This window comes from Tenacibaculum sp. 47A_GOM-205m (assembly GCF_000518405.1).
Classification (GTDB): Bacteria; Bacteroidota; Bacteroidia; order Flavobacteriales; family Flavobacteriaceae; genus Polaribacter; species Polaribacter lutimaris.
Genome location: NZ_JADN01000004.1, coordinates 217,762 through 234,536, shown reverse-complemented (window position 1 = coordinate 234,536; position 16,775 = coordinate 217,762). Strand labels below are relative to the sequence as shown.

General features: G+C 32.0%; 16 protein-coding genes. 9 read left to right on the top strand and 7 right to left on the bottom strand.

Annotated elements, in window-relative coordinates:
• Nucleotides 1-209 precede the first annotated feature (209 nt).
• Nucleotides 210-671 (bottom strand): hypothetical protein, encoded by a 462-nt coding sequence (locus N534_RS0104660; protein WP_038005515.1) that lies wholly within the window; start codon nt 669-671, stop codon nt 210-212.
• Between the two features lie 68 nt (nt 672-739).
• On the opposite strand from N534_RS0104660, the gene N534_RS0104655 reads away from it, so the two are divergent.
• From N534_RS0104655 to N534_RS0104625, 7 genes are all read left to right on the top strand, one after another.
• Entirely contained in the window at nt 740-2,095 is a 1,356-nt protein-coding gene (locus tag N534_RS0104655; RefSeq protein ID WP_028891367.1) for a DEAD/DEAH box helicase, read from the top strand.
• Nucleotides 2,095-2,454 carry a hypothetical protein gene (locus tag N534_RS0104650; protein ID WP_028891366.1) on the top strand — a complete coding sequence of 120 codons (360 nt, stop codon included), beginning with the start codon at nt 2,095-2,097 and terminating at the stop codon, nt 2,452-2,454. The genes N534_RS0104655 and N534_RS0104650 overlap by 1 nt, the downstream gene beginning before the upstream one ends.
• 115 nt (nt 2,455-2,569) lie before the next feature.
• Nucleotides 2,570-3,133, top strand: coding sequence for a uracil-DNA glycosylase family protein (locus N534_RS0104645; protein WP_028891365.1), 564 nt, complete (start codon nt 2,570-2,572; stop codon nt 3,131-3,133).
• A 73-nt stretch (nt 3,134-3,206) separates the two neighbouring features.
• Nucleotides 3,207-4,406, top strand: a complete 1,200-nt coding sequence (hflX, locus tag N534_RS0104640; RefSeq protein ID WP_028891364.1) for a GTPase HflX — start codon at nt 3,207-3,209, stop codon at nt 4,404-4,406.
• A gap of 371 nt (nt 4,407-4,777) precedes the next feature.
• Nucleotides 4,778-5,482 (top strand): energy transducer TonB, encoded by a 705-nt coding sequence (locus tag N534_RS15020; RefSeq protein WP_051435845.1) that lies wholly within the window; start codon nt 4,778-4,780, stop codon nt 5,480-5,482.
• Nucleotides 5,483-5,593: 111 nt separating this feature from the next.
• Nucleotides 5,594-6,325, top strand: a complete 732-nt coding sequence (locus tag N534_RS14430) for an energy transducer TonB (RefSeq protein WP_156025551.1) — start codon at nt 5,594-5,596, stop codon at nt 6,323-6,325.
• 43 nt (nt 6,326-6,368) lie between these two features.
• Entirely contained in the window at nt 6,369-9,113 is a 2,745-nt protein-coding gene (locus tag N534_RS0104625; RefSeq protein ID WP_028891363.1) for a TonB-dependent receptor domain-containing protein, read from the top strand.
• A gap of 77 nt (nt 9,114-9,190) precedes the next feature.
• Here the strand turns inward: N534_RS0104625 and N534_RS0104620 are convergent, their stop codons facing one another.
• The 6 genes from N534_RS0104620 to N534_RS0104595 form a co-directional block, all read right to left on the bottom strand.
• A complete protein-coding gene (locus tag N534_RS0104620) occupies nt 9,191-10,267 on the bottom strand; it encodes a CNNM domain-containing protein (protein ID WP_028891362.1) in 1,077 nt (358 codons plus the stop codon).
• 87 nt (nt 10,268-10,354) lie between these two features.
• A complete protein-coding gene (locus N534_RS0104615; RefSeq protein WP_028891361.1) occupies nt 10,355-11,194 on the bottom strand; it encodes a DUF3078 domain-containing protein in 840 nt (279 codons plus the stop codon).
• A gap of 80 nt (nt 11,195-11,274) precedes the next feature.
• Nucleotides 11,275-12,225: a DUF3078 domain-containing protein gene (locus N534_RS0104610; protein WP_028891360.1), complete on the bottom strand. Its 951-nt coding sequence runs from the start codon at nt 12,223-12,225 to the stop codon at nt 11,275-11,277.
• Nucleotides 12,226-12,257: 32 nt separating this feature from the next.
• Nucleotides 12,258-12,767 carry a DUF2480 family protein gene (locus N534_RS0104605; protein WP_028891359.1) on the bottom strand — a complete coding sequence of 170 codons (510 nt, stop codon included), beginning with the start codon at nt 12,765-12,767 and terminating at the stop codon, nt 12,258-12,260.
• Nucleotides 12,768-12,851: 84 nt separating this feature from the next.
• Nucleotides 12,852-13,172, bottom strand: coding sequence for a DUF59 domain-containing protein (locus tag N534_RS0104600; protein ID WP_028891358.1), 321 nt, complete (start codon nt 13,170-13,172; stop codon nt 12,852-12,854).
• Nucleotides 13,173-13,193: 21 nt separating this feature from the next.
• Entirely contained in the window at nt 13,194-13,613 is a 420-nt protein-coding gene (locus N534_RS0104595; protein WP_028891357.1) for a SufE family protein, read from the bottom strand.
• Between the two features lie 187 nt (nt 13,614-13,800).
• Here N534_RS0104595 and N534_RS0104590 point away from each other — a divergent pair, with 187 nt between their 5' ends.
• Both N534_RS0104590 and N534_RS0104585 read left to right on the top strand, forming a co-directional pair.
• The gene (locus N534_RS0104590) at nt 13,801-14,727 is read left to right on the top strand and encodes a PfkB family carbohydrate kinase (protein WP_028891356.1); all 927 of its coding nucleotides are present in this window, start codon (nt 13,801-13,803) and stop codon (nt 14,725-14,727) included.
• A gap of 78 nt (nt 14,728-14,805) precedes the next feature.
• Complete coding sequence (locus N534_RS0104585) at nt 14,806-16,704, top strand: amidophosphoribosyltransferase (protein ID WP_028891355.1); 1,899 nt, start codon at nt 14,806-14,808, stop codon at nt 16,702-16,704.
• Nucleotides 16,705-16,775 lie beyond the last annotated feature (71 nt).

Below are 16,775 nucleotides of genomic sequence, written 5' to 3'. Positions count from 1 at the left end.
ATAGATTTTTTAACGTTTAGTTAAACTGAATGGTTTTCTTTTGTAGCTATCTACTAAATATTTAAACCAAACTAAATCTATGAATTGTCCAAATTGCCAATCTATTTCGGTTAGAAGAAAAAGAAGAAGTCTCTTTCAAAAGATAATCTTTTTTAATAAGAAAAAATTTAAGTGTTTTGATTGTAAAACAATGTTTTTTGCAAGATGATTTATTCGTAAATCACATCAAATTTATAAACAGGATTATCTTGTTCATATTCAAAAACCTTAGCATAATCCATAACATTAGGTATGTTTTCTAGCTCGCATAAATGCTTAACCACTAAACACAAACCGTTAAATAAAATTTCTTTATTGGTTGGGTTTTGAGGTTTAGGGTTGTAATGACATAGAGGAACTGTAAATCCGCAAGCCTCTAAAAATACTTTTTCAATCTGTAAAAGCTCTAAAGGTGAGTAGCCATTAAATTTTCTGCCTAAATTTTGATGCACTCTACCCACATAGCTTAACTCTAACGAACCATGACCATTAGTTAGGTGTTTCCAGCTATCTCGGTTATCTAGAATATTACCTACAGCACAAGCTGAACAACATTCTGGGTTTAATTCGTCATTATGAAAAGCATTATAAAGCTTTATAAGTGCCTGCTCTAATCTTTTAGGTGTTTCCATAATCAAAATGAATTAAGTCCTTTAAATATACAAAATATTGGTTGTACCTTTGCATCAAATTATTGTTAATGACTACTTTTCAAGATTTAGACTTATCAAATCCATTAAGAAATTCAATTGAAGAATTAGGTTTCGTTAATCCAACACCTATTCAAGAACAAGCATTTCCTGTAATTCGTTCAGGAAAAGACGTTGTAGGTATTGCTCAAACAGGTACAGGTAAAACCTTTGGATATTTATTACCCATACTCCGCGATTTAAAGTTTTCAAAACAACAACATCCTAGAGTAATGATTTTAGTACCTACACGTGAATTAGTTGTGCAGGTGGTTGAAGAAATTGAAAAGTTAGCAAAATACATTACATTAAAAACTGTAGGGGTTTATGGTGGTGTTAACTTGAACCGTCATAAAGAAGCAGTAATGCAAGGAGCAGATATTATTGTAGCTACTCCTGGGCGTTTATACGATTTAGCACTGAGTAATGTGTTGAAGTTAAAATCTATTCAAAAATTGGTGATTGATGAAGTAGATGTAATGCTCGATTTAGGTTTCCGTTTTCAGTTATTAAACATTTTTGATTTGTTGCCACAACGACGTCAAAATATCATGTTTTCGGCAACCATGACCGAAGATGTAGAAGCTTTGATTGATGATTTCTTTATAGCTCCACATAAAATTGCTATTGCCGTTAGTGGAACTCCGTTAGATAATATTCAGCAAACAAGTTATGATGTTCCAAATTTCTATACAAAAGTTAATTTGTTGAACTATTTGTTATTTGATAAATCAGAATTTAGTAAAGTATTAGTGTTTGCTCCCAACAAGCGAAATGCGGATAGGTTGTTTGATTGTGTAGCTGAAGAATATCCATCACAAGCTTGTGTAATTCACTCGAACAAAACACAAAATTATCGTTTGCGTTCTATTGAACAATTCAACAAAGGAGAAAAAAGAATTTTAATTGCGACTGACGTAATAGCTCGTGGATTGGATTTAGAAGAAGTTACTCATGTAATCAATTTTGATGTACCACATTTCCCTGAAAACTATATGCATAGAATAGGTCGTACAGGTCGTGCAGAACACGAAGGAAAAACGATTTTATTTGCTACTGAAAAAGAGCAGGAAGCAAAACAACGTATAGAGGAGTTGATGGATTATACAATTCCGAAGTTAGAAATTCCTGAACAAGTTGAAATAACCAAACAATTAACTGAAGAAGAGCGTCCGAAGGAAGAAAGAGAAGTAAATAAAAATAGAACTTCTCAAGAGTATGAAGCAGGTCCAGCTTTCCACGAAAAGAAGGAGAAGAACAAAAAAACAAATCAAGGAGGTTCTTATAGAAGAGAGTTGGCTAAGAAATATAAAAAACCAAAGACTAGAGGCGATAAAAACTATAACAAACGCAATAAGAAGAAATAATGCAAGAACTTACTAAACAAGAGCTCCACAATTTAGGAATGAACATTGTGGGTAAGAAACTGCAGGAAATGGGTTATGAATTTGTTGCAATAAATAGCGAGCTAAAAAAGCATCCACAGTTTGTATTGTATAAAAAAGGAGAACCTACCATTTTTGTGTTGGTAAAAACTACAAATAACATTCAGTCACCACAAGAATATGATGTGTTATGGATGGAAACTTTTAAAGAACACGCAAAAAATCAAAACGCAAAAGTTTGGTATGCAGGAATTGGTATTGCTAATGCAGAAAGTATAGAATTACCTGTTTTTAAAGATCAACCGTATTACATAGCTTTTGATGATTTTATCAAGTTTTAGTATTTGTCATATCGAGTGATTTTGTTCTTGAGTGAAGCGAACAAGAACAAAATTGTATCGAGACACCTTACTGATATAGCATTTTTAAATCGATAGAGTTTTAGTATTTTTAACTATGAAAGAATTACTATCTGATATTCGAAAATGCACTATCTGTAAAGATTTTATAGAACCTAATCCTGTTGTTTTAGCAAGTAAAAAATCAAAGATTATTATTGTAGGTCAAGCACCAGGAACTAAAGTACATCAATCAGGAATTCCTTGGGATGACGCGAGCGGAAAGCAATTACGAAATTGGCTAGGAGTTACTAACGAACAATTTTACGATGCTAATAACTTCGGAATTATTCCGATGGGATTCTGTTATCCAGGAAAAGGAAAATCTGGAGATCTACCACCAAGAAAAGAATGTGCACCTCAATGGCATCAACCCTTATTAGATGAAATGAGTAAGGTGAAATTGGTTGTTTTAATTGGGATGTATGCTCAGAATTACTATCTAAAAGATAGAGCAAAACGAACGCTTACAGAAACAGTAGATGCTTTTCAAGAATATTTACCAGACTATTTTGTGTTACCACATCCATCACCAAGAAATCGATTTTGGTTAACTAAAAATCCTTGGTTTGAAAAAGAGGTATTACCTCAATTTAAGAAGATAATTAAAGAGTTACTGTAGAATTAAAAATAACCCAGTTCTCAAAGAAATAAGTTAATTACTTTACATCGATAAATTCGTACTTTTGCAACGTATGATAGAAACACGTGAAGCCATATCAGAAAAAGCGGTTTTAATAGGAATTATAACCCAAAATCAAGACGAAAAACAGTCAGAAGAATACTTAGATGAGTTAGAGTTTTTAACACTAACAGCTGGAGGAGTTGCAGTAAAGCGTTTTGTGCAAAAACTAGATAAGCCTAATCCTAAAACCTTTCTAGGAACAGGAAAGTTAGAAGATGTAAAAGCGTATATAGATTCAAACGATATCGGAACAGCAATTTTCGATGACGAATTATCACCTGCACAGTTAAGAAATATTGAACGTTTTTTAGATTGTAAGATTTTAGATAGAACTAACTTAATCCTTGACATTTTTGCAAGTAGAGCACAAACAAGTTCGGCAAAAGCTCAGGTAGAATTGGCTCAATATCAATATTTATTGCCTCGATTAACACGTATGTGGACCCACCTTGATAAACAAAAAGGGGGTATTGGTATGCGTGGACCTGGAGAAACGGAAATTGAAACTGACCGTCGTATTATTCGTGATAAAATTTCATTACTTAAAAAGAAATTAGAAACGATTGATAAACAAATGTCAATACAGCGCAAAAATCGTGGAAAAATGGTGCGTGTTGCTTTGGTGGGGTATACCAACGTGGGTAAGTCTACTTTAATGAATGTAATTAGTAAAAGTGAGGTTTTTGCTGAGAATAAATTATTTGCAACACTAGATACTACAGTAAGAAAAGTGGTCATTAAAAACATTCCGTTTTTAATGACAGACACTGTTGGGTTTATTAGAAAGTTGCCAACTCAGTTAGTAGAATCATTTAAATCTACCTTAGATGAAGTTAGAGAAGCAGATTTATTATTGCATGTTGTTGATATTTCACATCCAAATTTTGAAGATCATGTTGCTTCTGTAAACAAAATTTTAGACGAGATTGACAGTAAAGATAAACCTACTGTTATGGTGTTTAATAAAATTGATGCTTACACTCATGAAACTATTGAAGAAGACGATTTAATAACAGAGAAAACAAAAGAGCATTATACTTTAGAAGATTGGAAAAGAACATGGATGAATGATTTAGAAACTGAAAGTATTTTTATATCTGCCTTAAACAAAGATAACCTAGAAGACTTTAAAGAAAAGGTGTATGAAGAGGTAAAAAAGATACATATACAACGTTTTCCTTATAACGATTTCTTATATCAAGAGTACTAGTTTTTTACGCTAAAAAAACATAACGATAACACAAAAAGAACTTAGATAATTGCTGTTTAAGTTCTTTTTTACTATCTTTATAATTGTTAACATAGAATTTTCTATGTTTTTTTAAACATTGTTAATCAGTATTTTTAAACATTTTATCCCCCTAAAAAATGAAAAATAAAATAACTTCACAAAAAAAATCAGCACGATTTTTATTAGAACATCAAGTAGGTAAGAGTTCATTTGTTAATACTCTTAATTTAGTTTAATACAGCCTTAAAACTTGTTAGTATTCATAAAGCTTTTAATTTTTTAATAAAGGCCTAAAGAATTGTCTGCTCAATTTTATATTGAGTTACCGTGTTTTAACAAAACAGATCGTGATGAAAAAAATAATTATATTCTTGTTAGCTATTTTGTATAGTACGCATTTATTAAATGCGCAAGAAAAATGTACCTCTCAAGATCATGGTTCAAAAGATGTAAATACGATAGATAAATGCTTGATTGAAAAAGATAATGATAATCAAGACGAATCTCCTGTAATAGTAACTACGGTTTCTAGTAGAAGATATTTAAAAAAACGTATTTATTTTGAAAAAGCTACTCGCTTAGCTGAAGAATTAAAAGCGAAAGAATTACATTCTCTAAAAACAATTAATGAATTAAACTCATATCACTTAAGTAATCTTACTCCGATTATAAGAAAAACAGAACACAAAGGTGTTTCTTTTGATGTAGTTGATGAAATCCCTGTGTTTGTATCATGCTCAGATTCTTCAATGGATAAAATAGATTGTTTTAATTATGAAATGCAGCAACATATACTTAACACCTTAGTTTATCCTAATAAGGCATTGGATAAAGGTATAGAAGGTAATGTGTTGGTTAGTTTTATAATTGATGAAACAGGTAAAGTAACCAATATAAAAACAGAAGGAGAAGGTGTTCATGAACTTTTAAAAGAAGAGGCTAAGAGAATTGTGTTGTTGCTTCCAAATTTTAAACCAGGAAAACAAGGAGGTGAACCTTCAAAAGTATTGTATAGTTTTCCAATGAGTTTTACGTTAAATGCAGAAGCATATTAGTTATATAAATAATTTAATTTTTCACAAAAAAAGAGTACTTTTGCCCGCCGATTTTTCTGGATAGATTAATAAATTAATTAATTGACTAGGAAATCATTAAAACCCTTAAGTGTGAAAAAAGTAGTTATATTTATATTTTTAGTTTGTTTGTATGCAACTAATGTAATGGCTCAGCGTGAAGTTTGTGAAACTCCCGAAGAAAATTTAGATTTAAATAGTATTACTAAATGTACTATTGAGCCTCAAAGTAAAAACAATAAAGGAACACGTCAAATTTCCGTAAAGGTTTCTGCTAATAGAAGATATTTAAAGAAAAGAGAAATCTTTAAAAAGAAAGCTGTCACTACTGCAACAGAATTATCAGGTGCAGGAACAGCAAAAGTTGATGATACTCAAGAATCAACAGAGATTGCCAAATCCTTAATAATTAAAAATAATATTGAAGATTTAACCAGTAAATTATCAGCCGAAGAAATAAGAAAAGCTGAAAAATTTAGTACTGTAGATAAAATACCTCTTTTTACTGCTTGTGAAAAAGCTAAAAAAGGAGATAGGTTAGATTGTTTCAATATTGAAATGGTAAAACATATTCAAAAACATTTCAGATACCCTAGTCAAGCAGTGAAAGAATCAATTCAGGGGGAGGTTTGGGTTCGTTTTATTATTGATAAAAACGGACAGGTAAAGAATATTAAAACCCTAGGACCAACGAATGGAGAGTTATTAAATAATGAAGCTGTTCGAGTGGTATCACAATTACCTCAATTTATACCAGCTATAAAGCAAGGAGGTAATACTTCAGTTAAATACGGATTCCCTATTATGTTTGCTCTAGATGAGTAAATAAATCAATAATAATTTACAAAAATCAATTAAAATAAACATTATGTTTAAAAATCTACTATCTATATTTTTAGTAGTTTGTGCTATATCAGTATATGGACAAACTACTATAAAAGGAAAAGTCTATGATGAATATCTAGAGCCTTTTTCTAACGCTGTAATTATTTCTAAAGATACAAGAGCTACTTCTGATTTTGATGGAAACTTTTCTATTACTGTAAAAGAAACGTTCCCGATAAGCCTTCAGGTTTCTGCTTTTGGATATAAAACTGAATTGGTAGAAGTATTATCTGCAGGTCAAGAAGTAAACGTTATTTTAAAAGAGAATATAGCGTTGGATGAAGTTGTAATTTCAGCATCAAGATCTCCAGAACGAGTTATAGAATCTCCCGTTACTATTGAAAGAATGGGGATTAATGATATTAGAAAAAATACATCTGTAACATATTACGATGGAATGGCTAATTTAAAAGGTATTGACCTTAGAGAAACTGGTTATGGTTTTAAATCAATCAACACAAGAGGTTTTTCTTCTTTTGAAAACACTCGATTTGTACAATTAGTTGATGGTATGGATACAGCGGTGCCAGCATTAACATTTTCAATGGGTAATTTAGCAGGAACTTCAGATTTAGATGTAGAGAGTGTTGAAGTATTACCAGGAGCCGCTTCAGCCTTATATGGAGCGAATGCTTTTAATGGAATCATGTTGTTAAAGAGTAAAAGCCCATTTAAATACTCTGGTATTAGCACTTATTTCAAATCAGGGTATAGTTCTCAAGAAGCAGGAGGAAACAATCCTTTCTATGATTTTGGAATGCGTATGGCTTATAAGTTCAATGATAAATTTGCAGGTAAAGTAAACTTTACTTATTTCAGTGCTGAGGAATGGCACGCTAATAACACAGGGAACTCTACTGAAATTGGAGGTGTTGAAATAGATGGAGATAGATCTTTACCAGGGTATGATGGTATTAATGTATACGGAGATGAAGTGTTTGCTACATTAAAGCAAATTGCAACTGAAGCAAGTAAAACAAATCCATTAATTACACAAGATCTTATCAATTCGTTACCTGATGAAAAAATTTCAAGAACAGGGTATGATGAAGCAAGTTTAGTAGATTATAATTCAAACGGGTTAAAGTTTGATGCTTCATTACATTATCGTCCTTGGGCTAATGAAAATTTAGAAATCATTTGGAATTCAAGATTTGCAAGAGGTAAAAACATTTATCAAGGAGCAAACAGATATGTTCAAGACGGGTTTTCTTTTGAGCAACATAGGTTAGAGTTTTTAGGAAAAAACTTTTTCTTAAGAGGATATTACACTGCAAATGATTCAGGAGATTATTTTGATTCTCGTTTTAAGGCAATTAACATAAACCGAGTTTGGAAAGAAGATAAAAATTGGTTTGGTGATTATTTGAATGCTTATTTAAACCAAGGAAGAGATCACTCTAAAGCTAGAGATTTTGCAAATAGTGGTCGTTTTATGCCAGGTTCTGCAGAGTTTAATGAAGCTGCAGCTGATGTAGTTTCTAAATCAGTTGCAGAAGGAGGAGCGAAATTATCAGATCAAACATCATATTACCATGCTGATGGAAACTATAACTTCCGTGATATTATTAAATTCGGAGAAATCCAAGTTGGAGGTTCTTATAGAAAAATGAACTTAAACTCTCAGGGTTCAGTATTTACAGATGGAGATTCTAAAATTTCATTTGATGAATTTGGTATTTACACTCAGTTACAAAAGAAGTTTTTTGATGAAAGATTAAAGTTTACAGGATCTGTTCGTTATGACAAGTCAACAAACTTTAAAGGAAACTACTCTCCAAGGGTATCTTTAAATTACTCATTAGGTGAAAATAAAGATCACGTAATAAGAGCTTCTTATCAAACAGGATTTAGAAACCCAACTTTACAAGAACAATATTTTGGTCTTCCTATTGGAACAGGACATTTAATAGGAGGTGTAGCAGATAATTTAGACAGATACGTAGTTAATATTGAAGGAGGAAAAACTTTAACAGGGGTTGACGCTTTTCAAAATTCTTTTTCAAAGGCTGAGCTTGATAGAGGAAATTATAAAAAATCTCAATTAAGTACAATAGAACCTGAAAAAGTTATCTCGTACGAATTAGGATATAGAAGTATTATCAATTTAAATTCAGATAAGATTTTAGAGTTAGATATTAATGGTTACTATAACAATTATGAATCTTTTACAGCAATAAAAGATGTTATTGTACCTCACTATGGTGGATTTGATGCTGATGGAACTCCAAATGCTGAAGCGTTATTAGCGCTTCAAAATAATGATATAACATCTTTCTCTGTAAATACCAACTCGAATGCAGATGTAACTTCTTATGGTATCGGAATAGGAATGTTGACCAAAATATTTAAAGGATTTGAATTAGGAGCAAGTTATAATTATGCTAAGTTTGATTTTGATGAAGCTTCAGACCTAGATTTTGAGCCAGCATTTAACACACCAGAACACAAAGTAAAAGTTCAGTTTGGTCACCCTAACTTATTTAAAAACTTTGGTTTTAATATTAACGCTCGTTGGCAAGATGAATACTATTGGCAATCATCTTTCTTACAAGGTTTAGTTGATTCTAGAACAGTATTAGACGCTCAAGTTAACTATACGGTTCCAGCAATTAAATCAAGGTTTAAAATAGGAGGAACTAACTTAACGGGTAAGGAGTATTTTATAGCACCTGGAGCAGGATCAATAGGTTCTTTATATTACATATCTTGGACTATTAATGACTAATGAACTTAGTAGTCGTATAAAATAAAAGAGGCGTGAATTGTAATTCACGCCTCTTTTTGTATAAAGATAAAAATGATTTATTCATTTTCTGTATCGTCATTAATAATTCCTAATCGCTTTGCACGCTGTTCCCAGCTTTTTCTAGCTAAACTTTGAAGGTTTGCTACATTATCACTTTCATCCATAATTTCATAGCCTAAAAGTGTCTCTATAACGTCTTCTTGAGTAACTAAACCACTAACAGAACCATATTCATCTACCACTAAAGCTAAGTGTTCTCTTTGTTCAATTAAACGTTCGAATAAATTTGGAATAGATAGCTCTCTACTAGCTATTATAATTTCTCTTTTAATAGTTTTTAAAGGTTCATCTCCTTTATTATCTACTAATGAAAGTAATAATTGGTCTTTTAAAACATAACCAGTTATGTTATCTGGATTTTCAGCGTAAATAGGTATTCTAGAAAAGCGTAAAGGTCTGTTTTCGTCAAAGAATGATTTTATACTTTGATTTTCATCTGCTGTAGTTAGAACTGTACGAGGAGTCATAATATGTTTAGCTTGTACTTGTTTAAAGTTTAGCATATTTCTAATTACTTTCCCTTCACTTTCATGAAAAACCCCTTCTTGTTCTGCAATATCGGTCATTGCGGTAAAATCCTCTCTACTAAGTACACTTTCACCATGTGCTCCTTTTCCAAATATTTTGGTGAAAAGTTGAAGTGTCCAGATAATTCCTGTGTATTTGCAGAAAAAGATTAAAATGTTTAAAGCCTTTGTTGAAAAGCCAGCTAAAGATTTCCAGTAAGTAGCTCCTATAGTTTTAGGGATAATTTCAGAAGCAACTAAAATTAAAATTGTCATTACAGCCGAAACAATAAATACCCCATTACCATCATCGCTAAATATTTTTTTTGCTTGCGCACCTACTAAAATAGCTCCTACAGTATGAGCAATAGTATTAACAGTAAGGATAGCAATAAGAGGTTTGTCCACATCTTTTTTTAAAGCTTCTAAACCGTCAGCGTAGGCTTTTCCTTCTTTCTTTTTTACATTAACAAAAGTGGGTGTTACACTTAATAAAACAGCTTCGAGTATGGAGCATAAAAAGGAAAAAAATATAGATAAAGTTGCGTAAACAATTAAAAGTGTCATTCGTTAAAATTTTTAAGCTAAAATACATAAAAAAGAAAACCTCAAGAAGTTCTTCTTGAGGTTTTGAATATGTGTTTAGTAATGTTTTTAAAAACCGTAATTAATACCTAAACCAAATACCTCTCTTGTTTGAAATCCTTCAAAAGCATTATCATCATAAATTGCTTGCATAGAAAGGTTTGCAGATAGATACTTATTAACTTTCATAACAACATTAACAGTATAATCAATATCTACATTTTGAAAATCTTCTAAATAGTTGCTATAAAGGTTTAAAATGTTTTCTACCGAAACGTTTTTCATTACGTCTAATTTGTAGTAAGCGTTTAAAGCAGCCCCTAATTCATAGCGAGTAGTTTCTCCTTGTGCAACACCAAAAGCGTTTCCCATTTCAGTTAAATGCCCGTGCATTACTATTAATTTAGAGGTTGCAGGAGCAATGTTAACTTTTAAGTTATCATGTTTTTTCCATAGCATACCAGGTCCTAATTGAAAGTATGCAGGAGAAAAGAAGTGAGAAGTTTGTTCGCCATTAACATCAGTTGATGACATTTGTGTTTTAAAGTTGAAAAAAGCAGAGTAGTACCAGTTTCCGATAGCTTTTTTACCTACTAAAGAGTTTAACTCTAAGCGGTCATCCGTTTTTTTCATTTCTTCTCCTTTTAGTTTTGTTAAACCATAAGAAGCAATTAATTTATTGTCCCAAGTCCAATCACCTTTTGTGTAGTTGAAATCATAGTTTAAACCAATGGTACCAGAAATGTTATTTGTACCTCCAGCTAACCAATTATTAAAAGCAGATTGGTTAAATAGGAAAGAGATGTTACCGTTTCTTTTCCACCCTTCTTTAGGTTCTTCTTTTTTTTCTTCTTGTGCATTAGCTGTTAAAGCACCAAACAAAACAGCGATTGCTAATAATTTTTTCATTTTAATGAATTTTAATTTATTTTTTTGAGGGCGCGAATGTACGCTTTACATAAAGCTTAGACAAAGTTATTGATTAAAAGTCACGTTTTGTGAAAAATATAATTTAAGCCGAGTCCGAAAACCTCTTTAAATTGTATTTTTTTAGAAGCATCATCATCAATAATAGCATGCAAGCCAAGGTTTGTAGAAAGGTTTTTGTTAATCTTTACAAAGATGTTTAATTGGTAATCTATATCAATGTTTTGTGGTTTGTTTAAGTAATCTGAATAGACTGCAAGAATGTTTTCCATTGTTACGTCTTTCATGATTTCTTTCTTGTAGTAAGCGGAAAGGTTGAAACCTAAACCTAGTTTTGAGGTTTTGCCTTCTTCAACACCATATTTTCCAGAGAACTCTTTAGAAACAAAAGTATAACGAGCAGTAGCTGGTGCAATGTTTATTCTAGCATCATCATTTCGTTTCCAAAGCATACCAGGACCGAAACTCCAATATGCAGGAGAGAAAAAGTCAGAAACAGCTAGTTTTGGTTCTTGTTTATAATCATATCCTCTAGAATATTGTGTTTTAAAGTTGCTGAAAAAAGAGAAAAACCAAAGCTTAGAGGCTTTTAAACCTAGTAAAGAGTTGTATTCAAACTGGTCTTCTGTCTTTCTAATTCCTTGACCGTCAACATAACTTAACCCGTAGGCAGATATAACTTTGTTATCCCAGTTCCACTTCTTTTTTTTGTAGTTGAAATCGTAGCCTAGTGTCATGTTTCCGGCAACAGTATTGTTTCCCCCAGCGGACCAATTGGCAAAAGAAGATTGATTGAACAAAAAAGTATATTTTCCTGTAACCATCCATTTTTTTGGTGGATTCTTTTTTATTAATACCTCAGGAGCAAGGAATCGTCTTATAATAGTAGAACTATAGTTAACTTCTACAGGAGCACTAACTAATTTTAATGCTGAAATGCTATCCTTTTTAGTTTTCTGGGAAAAGACAGAGAAAGAATAACATACAAAAAGAAATAAAAAGAGCTTTTTCATCTATAGTTAAGTTAAGGAGTTTATAAATCGAATTACTTTTTTTTCTTGTAAAGAGGCACGGTTGAACAAGCTTCACCAAACATAACGCTTTTTGCCACAGGTTTAACTTTTTGAATTAGTAAGGTGTATGCAGAAGAAGGTATAGGTTTGTTTGCACAACCTTTTATAATTATAGGCTTGTCTTGATAATCAGATATGTCAATTTGGTTTATAATATCTTGATAAATAACAGTTTCAAGTAGAGCTAAATCACCAACAACAACTTGTTTAGCAAAAGGAGTAAGCTCTACAGTTAGTAATAAGTAAGCCCACGAAGGAATAATAGCATCAGAAGAACAAGTAAGAGCAACATAACTATCTTGGTATTGAGACCAATCGTGATTTTTTACAGATTCTCTAAAATCCTTTTCACGTAGTATTAACTCTTCATACAGCCAACCTTTAATATCAAATACAATGCGATTTCCTTTTGGATAAAAGTCTTCAAGGTCTATCGTAGTAAGATTACTATTTGCTATTCTGTTAATAATTTCTTCTGCCATATTTTTGTTCAATAGTTGTTGAGTTAAAACTTGACTGCTTCAGGTTTAAGTATTGCAAAAGCATCTCTAAAAAGAGAAACATTTTTATAACATTCCTAACTCTAATTTAGCTTCTTCACTCATCATGTCTTGAGTCCAAGTAGGATCAAAAGTGATTTCAACCTCACAGTTGTTAATTTCTTTTAGTGTTTTTACCTTTTCTTCAACTTCAACAGGTAAAGTTTCTGCTACAGGGCAATTAGGAGAAGTTAACGTCATTAATATTTTGGCGTCATTTTCCTCCGAAATAAATACGTCGTAAATTAATCCTAATTCGTAGATGTCTACTGGAATTTCAGGATCGTATATCGTTTTTAATACACGAACTATTTTATCTCCTAATTCTTCTAATTGATCTTCAGTCATTAGTTCTAACTCTTTATAATCTTATAATTTCGACTGCTGAGCAATCGCATACATTTTTATTTGTTTTACCATTGATACTAATCCGTTAGCTCTGGTTGGACTTAAATGCTCTTTAAGCCCAATTTCATCAATAAAATTAGTGTCAGCCTCTAAAATAGCTTTTGGTGTCTGGTTTGAAAATACCCTCAATAATAAAGCCACAATTCCTTTGGTTAAAATAGCGTCGCTATCTGCAGTAAATTCGATAGTATCACCTTTTAATTCAGAATGTAGCCATACTTTTGATTGACAGCCTTTTATCAAATTTTCATCTAATTTGTAAGCTTCATCTATTAATGGTAATGATTTCCCTAATTCTATGATGTACTCGTAACGTTCCATCCAGTCTTCAAACATTGAAAACTCATCAATAATTTCTTCTTGTATTTCTTTGATAGTCATTTTTTAAAACTATTTTTGCAAAGTCAAAAAGACCGTTTTTAATTAAAGGGGCAAAATTACGACAAAAAAGGCAGTTAACATGACAGTTTGCGTCTTAATACATATAATTAGTAAAACTTTAAGTCTTAATTTGTTAAGGCAAAAAGAAAAGAAACATTTCTTCTAGTACAGAAGATTAGGTAGAGTTATGAGTAAATTATTAGCAGTAGGTACGGTAGCATTTGATGCTATTGAAACGCCATTTGGAAAAACTGATAAAATCTTAGGAGGATCAGGTACGTTTGTAGGATTAGCAGCTTCACAGTTTGGAGTAAAAACAGGAGTAGTTTCTGTTGTTGGAGGAGATTTTCCTCAGTCATATTTAGATATGATGAACAACAAAGGAATTAATACCGACGGAGTTGAAATCGTAAAAGAAGGAAAAACTTTCTTTTGGAGTGGAAAATATCACAACGATATGAATTCTCGCGATACTTTGGTTACCGAATTAAATGTGTTAGAGCATTTTCAACCCGTAGTTCCAGAATCTTTCAAAGATGCGCCGATTGTAATGTTAGGTAATTTACACCCATTAACTCAGGCATCTGTATTAGATCAGATGAATGAGCGCCCAAAATTAGTAGTATTAGATACTATGAACTTTTGGATGGACATCGCTTTAAACGATTTGCACGAAGTATTGAAACGTGTAGACGTAATCACAATTAACGATGAAGAAGCTCGTCAGTTAAGTGGAGAGTATTCATTAGTTAATGCAGCTCAAAAAATCCATGAAATGGGGCCAAAGTATGTAGTGATTAAAAAAGGAGAGCACGGAGCTTTATTATTCAATGAAGGTAACATGTTCTTTGCGCCAGCTTTACCATTAGCAGAAGTGTTTGATCCAACAGGAGCAGGAGATACGTTTGCTGGAGGTTTCTGTGGATATTTAGCGAAGACTGAAGATATCTCTTTTGAAAACATGAAGAGTGCTATTATCTACGGATCTAACTTAGCATCGTTCTGTGTTGAAAAATTTGGAACAGAACGTATGGAAGAGCTAACAAACCAAGAAGTGCAAACACGTTTACAAGCTTTTAAAGAATTAACACAATTTGATATTGAACTATCATAACAATAAATCCGCGCTTTTTGGTGCGGATTTTTTTATACAACACACAAAACCACAACACAACTAAATACTTGAAATTAAATGAGTGACGCTATTAAACATGAATGCGGAATTGCAATGGTTCGATTAAAAAAACCATTACAATATTATAAAGATAAATACGGTACCGCGTTTTATGGTGTAAACAAAATGTATTTGTTAATGGAAAAACAGCACAACAGAGGTCAAGATGGAGCTGGATTAGCAAGTATTAAATTTAATGTAGAGCCAGGAACAAGGTATATAAGTAGAGTTCGATCAAATGAATCACAACCTATTCAAGATATCTTTGGGAAGATTAATAAAAGAATCAACGGGGTTTTTGAAGAAAATCCTGATAAAGTTGATGACGTTAATTGGCAAGAAGAAAATGTACCTTATTTAGGTAATTTATTTTTAGGGCATGTTCGTTACGGTACCTTTGGTGGGAATTCTATCGAAAATGTTCATCCATTTTTACGTCAAAGTAACTGGAAGCACCAAAGCTTAATTGTTGCAGGTAACTTTAATATGACGAACTCTAAACAGTTATTAAATGATTTAATAGAGTTAGGACAGCACCCTAAAGAGTCTACAGATACGGTTACTATTTTAGAAAAAATAGGACACTTTTTACAGTCAGAAGTTTCTGATTTGTACCTAAAAGCAAAAGAGGAAGGGTTTAATAAAAAAGATGCTTCTCCTTACATTGAAGAACATTTAGATATTCAACGTATTTTAAAACGTTCAGCCAAAAATTGGGATGGAGGTTATGCTATGGCGGGTATGTTAGGGCACGGAGATGCCTTTGTGTTGAGAGATCCATCAGCTATTCGTCCAGCTTTCTTTTATGAAGATGAAGAAGTGGTAGTTGTAGCTTCTGAACGTCCAGTAATTCAAACAACTTTTAATGTAGATATCGATTCAATAAAAGAAATTGAAAGAGGTCATGCATTAATTATTAAGAAAAATGGTCAAACAAGCATGTCTCCAATTTTAGAGCAACGTCCTAAAAAAGCATGTTCATTTGAGCGTATTTATTTTTCTAGAGGTAGTGATGCTTCAATTTATGAAGAACGTAAAAATTTAGGGAAATATGTGTTTCCTGAAGTTTTAAAGTCTATTGATAGTGATATAGAAAATTCAGTATTTTCATACATTCCAAACACAGCAGAAACTTCCTTCTTCGGAATGATGGAAGCAGCAGAAGATGTGCTAAATCAGCAAAAAACTGATGCTATTTTAGCTGGTGAAGGAAAATTATCAAAAGAAAAGGTAATTGAAATTCTATCTAAAAGACCACGTTTTGAAAAGATAGCTATTAAAGATGCAAAACTTCGTACTTTTATTACTGATGATAGTAGTCGTGATGATTTAGTAGCACACGTGTATGATGTTACTTATGGGGTTGTAAAACCAACCGATAACTTGGTTATTATTGATGATAGTATTGTAAGAGGAACTACACTAAAGAAAAGTATCATCAAGATATTAGATAGATTGAATCCGAAGAAGATTGTAGTGGTTTCATCAGCGCCTCAAATTCGTTACCCGGACTGTTATGGTATTGATATGGCTAAGATTAATGATTTTATTGCATTCAAAGCTGCTTTAGAGTTGTTGAAAGAAACAGATCAATATCATATTGTTGACGAAGTGTATCAAAAGTGTAAGCAGCAAGAAAATAGTGAGGATAAAGACGTAGTGAACTACGTAAAAGAAATTTATGCTCCTTTTACTGACGAAGAAGTTTCAGCAAAGATTGCTCAGATGTTAAAAACTGAAGAAATTAAAGCGGAAGTAGAAGTAATCTTCCAGCCTGTTAGTGAATTACATAAGGCATGCCCTGATAATTTAGGAGACTGGTATTTTACAGGAGATTATCCTACTGATGGTGGACATAGAGTAGTAAACCAAGCGTTCATCAATTTTTATGAAGGAAGCAATGCTAGAGCTTATTAATAAGTAAGTATTAGTGATAAAAAAAAGAGTGATCGAACGATCACTCTTTTTTTTATTTATTTAAGCATTGT